The organism is Morganella morganii H1r, assembly GCF_000633515.1.
Taxonomy (GTDB): Bacteria; Pseudomonadota; Gammaproteobacteria; order Enterobacterales; family Enterobacteriaceae; genus Morganella; species Morganella morganii_B.
The window spans coordinates 1-4,822 of the sequence record NZ_AYMP01000085.1; the positions used below are offsets into that span (position 1 = coordinate 1).

At 42.5% G+C, this 4,822-nt stretch carries 9 protein-coding genes; 4 read left to right on the forward strand and 5 right to left on the reverse strand.

What is annotated here, in order from left to right; all coding sequences use genetic code 11:
• Positions 1-256: 256 nt before the first annotated feature.
• The 5 genes from U868_RS24275 to U868_RS0122760 all read right to left on the reverse strand — a co-directional run bounded on the left by U868_RS24275 (position 257) and on the right by U868_RS0122760 (position 2,856).
• Positions 257-655 (reverse strand): protein-export chaperone SecB, encoded by a 399-nt coding sequence (locus U868_RS24275; RefSeq protein ID WP_025155290.1) that lies wholly within the window; start codon positions 653-655, stop codon positions 257-259.
• Positions 655-1,182: a helix-turn-helix domain-containing protein gene (locus tag U868_RS0122745; protein WP_025155291.1), complete on the reverse strand. Its 528-nt coding sequence runs from the start codon at positions 1,180-1,182 to the stop codon at positions 655-657. Before U868_RS0122745 ends, U868_RS24275 begins: the two co-directional genes overlap by 1 nt.
• Positions 1,179-1,412 (reverse strand): type II toxin-antitoxin system HigB family toxin, encoded by a 234-nt coding sequence (locus tag U868_RS0122750; RefSeq protein WP_162817292.1) that lies wholly within the window; start codon positions 1,410-1,412, stop codon positions 1,179-1,181. The genes U868_RS0122745 and U868_RS0122750 overlap by 4 nt, the downstream gene beginning before the upstream one ends.
• Positions 1,413-1,565: 153 nt before the next feature.
• Entirely contained in the window at positions 1,566-1,907 is a 342-nt protein-coding gene (locus U868_RS0122755) for a DUF3024 domain-containing protein (RefSeq protein WP_025155293.1), read from the reverse strand.
• A gap of 292 nt (positions 1,908-2,199) precedes the next feature.
• Positions 2,200-2,856 carry an XRE family transcriptional regulator gene (locus tag U868_RS0122760; RefSeq protein ID WP_036412425.1) on the reverse strand — a complete coding sequence of 219 codons (657 nt, stop codon included), beginning with the start codon at positions 2,854-2,856 and terminating at the stop codon, positions 2,200-2,202.
• A 99-nt stretch (positions 2,857-2,955) separates the two neighbouring features.
• On the opposite strand from U868_RS0122760, the gene U868_RS0122770 reads away from it, so the two are divergent.
• The 4 genes from U868_RS0122770 to U868_RS0122785 all read left to right on the forward strand — a co-directional run bounded on the left by U868_RS0122770 (position 2,956) and on the right by U868_RS0122785 (position 4,808).
• Complete coding sequence (locus U868_RS0122770) at positions 2,956-3,165, forward strand: helix-turn-helix domain-containing protein (RefSeq protein WP_025155295.1); 210 nt, start codon at positions 2,956-2,958, stop codon at positions 3,163-3,165.
• Between the two features lie 142 nt (positions 3,166-3,307).
• Positions 3,308-3,634, forward strand: coding sequence for a hypothetical protein (locus tag U868_RS0122775; protein ID WP_025154244.1), 327 nt, complete (start codon positions 3,308-3,310; stop codon positions 3,632-3,634).
• 128 nt (positions 3,635-3,762) lie between these two features.
• Positions 3,763-4,614 carry a replication protein gene (locus tag U868_RS26090; protein WP_025155296.1) on the forward strand — a complete coding sequence of 284 codons (852 nt, stop codon included), beginning with the start codon at positions 3,763-3,765 and terminating at the stop codon, positions 4,612-4,614.
• Positions 4,614-4,808 (forward strand): hypothetical protein, encoded by a 195-nt coding sequence (locus tag U868_RS0122785; protein WP_025155297.1) that lies wholly within the window; start codon positions 4,614-4,616, stop codon positions 4,806-4,808. The genes U868_RS26090 and U868_RS0122785 overlap by 1 nt, the downstream gene beginning before the upstream one ends.
• Positions 4,809-4,822: the final 14 nt, after the last annotated feature.

Here is a 4,822-nt window from a genome sequence, read left to right on the forward strand (position 1 = left end):
TTTTAGTTGACCACTACACAATGATGTTAAAGAGCGTTATCTCGGGGTGTGTTCCGTTGATGGGACAATAATATGCATTTTACGCAAATGCGTCAAGCGCATATTTGCATTTAAAGATATGCGTATAGGCGCAAAAAATGCATCATTTTGATTTCACAACCAATTTATTTTCAAAAAATCGTCACGATTGGGCGCAGATCACACAGGAGGGGGAATTGCAGGCACAAAAAAGCCCTCGCGGGGAGGGCTGGGGTAGCTATGGTAATTCTGGTTTCAGGGGCTCGTCGAAGAAATTTAAGTATGGAAGAATGATTTTCTTATACCCAGAAATGGAAAAGATATTTTCAACATATGCCTTTATGTATGGGTATGCCAAATTAGGAGCCATGATTGTAGCCGCTTCACTTTCATTGAAGCTCTCTGTAACCTCGCGATCTGTTTGGAATGCAAAATCATAGATTAACTCAAGCGAGACTTCATCTTTAAGAGTAGCTGTTACTGTGTATCTAAATTTGGTTAATGTGGCATCATGTTTATTATGAAAAATTTCAGTACCTAAGGTGAATCTCAATTCATTTTCTTGTTCAATTTCACCATCTTCAAGGTGTCTAAGTCCAAGGTAATGCACTTCTTTGTAGACTATTTTTATTTTCATTACATCACGCTCTTATCGCATGTTGGCGACACAGACATCACTATTTTTTGCAGCTTTCCAGGTGAAGCTTCCACATCCCATGATGTGATCTTGCGCTCCTGGGGGTTAGGGCCGGTTACTCGGATCATGTCTTCAACATCAGGTACCGGTAAGTCATCTGGCGACTGAATAAGTATGTCCAATGGTATCCCAAGGCCACCGTGAAGTTTTTTTATCATGGCTTTGCTAAGTCCTCTCTTGCCATTCAAAACTTCTGACACCTTTGGTCTCGAGCCAAAGTATTCAACCATGTCTTTTTGAGACAGGCCACGCTGATCCATTTCAAAAAGAATAGCATCAAGAGCCGATGGTTTTTCAGGAGGAAACTCTTTTCTTTCATAATCTTGGATAAGCACACCTAAAAGCTCATATCGATCCTTTAAGTCTTCATTGTCATCAAGGTTTTTCCCAAAAAACGACATGAATTCATTCATGTATTCTCTGTATTGCTCTCTACTTTTGATAACTTTAGGATGTGATTTGCTCATAACTTAAAGCCACCTTTTTTGCATTTTTTATCATATTCTGAATGCGTCCCGACCCACTTTATGGCGACAGCACCCTCATGGAAAACAGCCTCAACTACAAGCCTGTGATGATTTCCTTGGATATTGAATATTATCAAACCATCAGTGTAATCAGCCGTCCTGAATATATTTTTTACATCACTGAAAGTCTTCCAGGTCGCAGAGCGAACTCTGTTTTCCCACATATCCATAGCGCCCTTACATTGATGATACTTGAGGCAATGCTCTCTAATTAATTCGACGTTATAAAGTATCATTAGTAAGGCACCTTAATTACATTGTATATACTTTTCCCAAAATGGGAAATTAATTTACACACCCTAAAACGTGTCGTCAGGTCACTGTTAGCCGAAGAATCTATGATCTGCATCTTCATCAATAATTTTTATTGCGTCTGAAAAGCTGCCTATCATCTTGCCGTCGTAGTGTCTCCATTCGTTATCTTCAGTAGACCAGAACAATGACCATGAATTACCGACTCTGTTAATTGTTATTTTTGCCAGCATTTCTTCGGCTCTACCAGTACTCCAAGCCAATTGCCGGACTTCAAAAATGATTACGCTATCGTCTTCAATACGATACTGAAGATCGTGCTCATCCCGAATATGTTTCGGTGGGCGGCGCTTTCCCATGAAATAGTTCATACATTGCTTAATTTGTGTGACTTCAATGTCATTAAATGCCATGTTTTATCCTCAGAATGTGTCGTCAGGCCATCAGGTAGTTCACGCTCTCAAACACCACTACAACTGACAGCAGGAATTTAAACCGGTTATCACGCATCCATTGTAAAGCTTGCATACACCCTCCAGTGTTAGACCTCAGACAGCCAAATAAGAACAGGTATCAGCGTACATTCAAAGATAAGCTCCAAAACTAAAGCACCGGCAGCTATCAGCGCAACCAGTAGTGTGAGTAACTTATTGCGTCTGAACCAGTTGCTTATTCTCTTCATCAGAATGTGTCGTCAGGCCACTGTTAGAACAGAGACCTGGCCGGCTTATCGCACTTATCAATAAACTTAGTAGGCTTCACTATTGCCGCAACATAGTGCATTTTATCGACCTGTAACGGGTCTATGGTGATCGGCTGGTGCGTATTGTTGATACTGGTAAATTGATAATCACCGTCACGGGTCTTGTTCAGAACCTTGATCATGTTGTGTCCATCATGGGTTCGCACAAACACCTCATCACCAGACCGGACGGTTGTGTTTGGCTCAATGACAACGTACTCACCTGATTGAATTCTAGGCCACATACTGTCACCTTTGACTTTGAGGGCATAGGCATCTTTGTCATCGCTGTAAATATTTAGCCACCCATCAAGGGTTTCTATCATATCCACTGCGCCCTCAGCTCCTAAGAATGCCTCACCGATGACTTTAACCATGCCATCAGGCACAAATCCGACGAATTCAATTTTGTCTTGGCTTACTGTATTTTCAGTAAATAAATCAGCAACGGACACACCTAAGGCGGATGCTATTTTTATTAGCGTATTTTCTGAATAACCTTGCTTATTGGTTTCTAGACGAGAGATGTTCCCCACGTCGCTACCAATAGCCGTGGCTAGCTCAAGGATTGTCATCCCTTTGCTTTTTCGTATTTCGCGAATTCTAGTTCCTATTTTCATACCTTCAATTCAACTTTATTTATGCGTATCACACAAAGCGTGTTGCGCATATTTTGCGATGTGATAATATGCGTGTAGCGCATCTATAAGGAGTGAGATATGCAAACTACACCGTTAAGGAAAATTCGCCTTGAAAAGCAATTAACAATTGCAGAGGTGGCGGCAGCAATAAATTGCGATGTCGGCAACCTCAGCCGCCTGGAGCGTGGAACTCAGGCGGCATCGTTAGAAATTGCAGAGAAATTGGCGAAGTTTTACGAAAAAAAAATTACTGAAATGCAAATTTTGTATCCGCAGAGATATATGTAACACCACCGCTCTTTAACAAGCACATCCATGCGATGTGCGCCTGGACTAGCTCAGAGTAAATTCTCAGAGCAACTTTTCAACACAGCACCTCCTCACAGGAAGTGAGCGAATAACTGTTATCTCAATAAGGACATTATGAATTATGGAAAATGCAAATCCACGCAAATCGTTTAACCGGTTTGTGTCAAATCATCTGATGGCAACAGCTCATCAGGCACTGAGAAGCACCACACAGACAGTGGTTGCAAAACTGCTCGGTGTACACGATTCAACAGTCTTACGCAGAACAGAAAAGTTACCGGAGATATGCGAGACATTGGCCGCAGCCGGTATCACAGATTTTGTTTTGCCAGGCGAGAAGAAAATCAGCGAGGAAGAGTACCGGTTTCTGTGGAAGCAGATCGGCGAACTCTCTCTGATGAGAACAAAAGAAAACGCCCCGGCTGTTGGAGCAGCAGAGGCGCATTAAGAAAAGCACTTAACTTTCACACTGTATCAATAACCAGTTATTTAGGAAAGGGGAATATACTGTTTCCCCTTTTTTGATACAGATAACGACGGAGTAATTATACATGAAAGTAATTACGAAACAAAGATATGGAGGTCGCTATGGGAGTTGTTAGGCATGCGGATTTTGCCAACAAACAACTATCGCCGGATAAGCCGGAGGTTAACGTGGCAAGCCTTGAAGACGGATATTTCCGCACCGCAACAAGCATAGGGAAACTGAAGCCAAAACTGAAAATGTCAGGCCAGGAGCACCAAGTGTTTGACGCGGTGATCATGTGCACATTTGGATGGAACAAGTCCGAAGATAAAGTGACGAATACCTACATCGCGGACATGACAGACCTTGATGATTCAGATGTGAACAAGGCACTGAATAAGCTAGCCAACAGACGAATCATAAATTTAAGAAAATCAGGGCTGTTCAAAATTATCAGCGTCAATAAAAAGCTGAATGAATGGGTTCTTAATAGGCAAAAAACAGAGAAAGTTAAACCACCCAAAAGTTCGGGTGAAACCACCCAAGAAATTGGGTGTTTTAACCTTTCAAGTTTGGTGGAATCACCCAACACCAAAGACAGTCTTACCAAAGACAATAAAGATCTAAATACCCCTATATCCCCTAAACCTGAAAAACAGGTTAAGCCTGAACCGTTTGACGCAATGGGGCATCCTCTGCCTGATTGGCTGAGTCGTGATACTTGGGTGGGTTGGGTTACCTACCGGAAAGACCTGAAAAAACCGATCAAGACAAAACAGACGCTCAACGGGCTGATATCCAAGCTTACTAAATTCTACGAAGCCGGACACTCACCGGAAAGCGTTATCGAAGAGTCAATATCAAATGGCTGGACAGGCTTGTTTATGCCGAAATCACCGCCGACACGGCAGCGCATTGTTCAGCCTAAGCGTGTTCAGCAATTCATACCGGAGGACTTCTGATGACAACAGCAGCGCAGACTCTGGCGCGGTTTAACCGCATTAAGCCGGAGCATATCAAGCCAAAATTTACAGACCCGGCGGATTTGATGGCGTGGCAGCGTGAGCAGGGCGCTATCGATTCAAAGCGAATTATCGATGAAAACCGTGTTGCACGATTGCACAAAATCATGGGTCGCTCCGGTATTAGTCTGTAGTGGTTTAATAAATT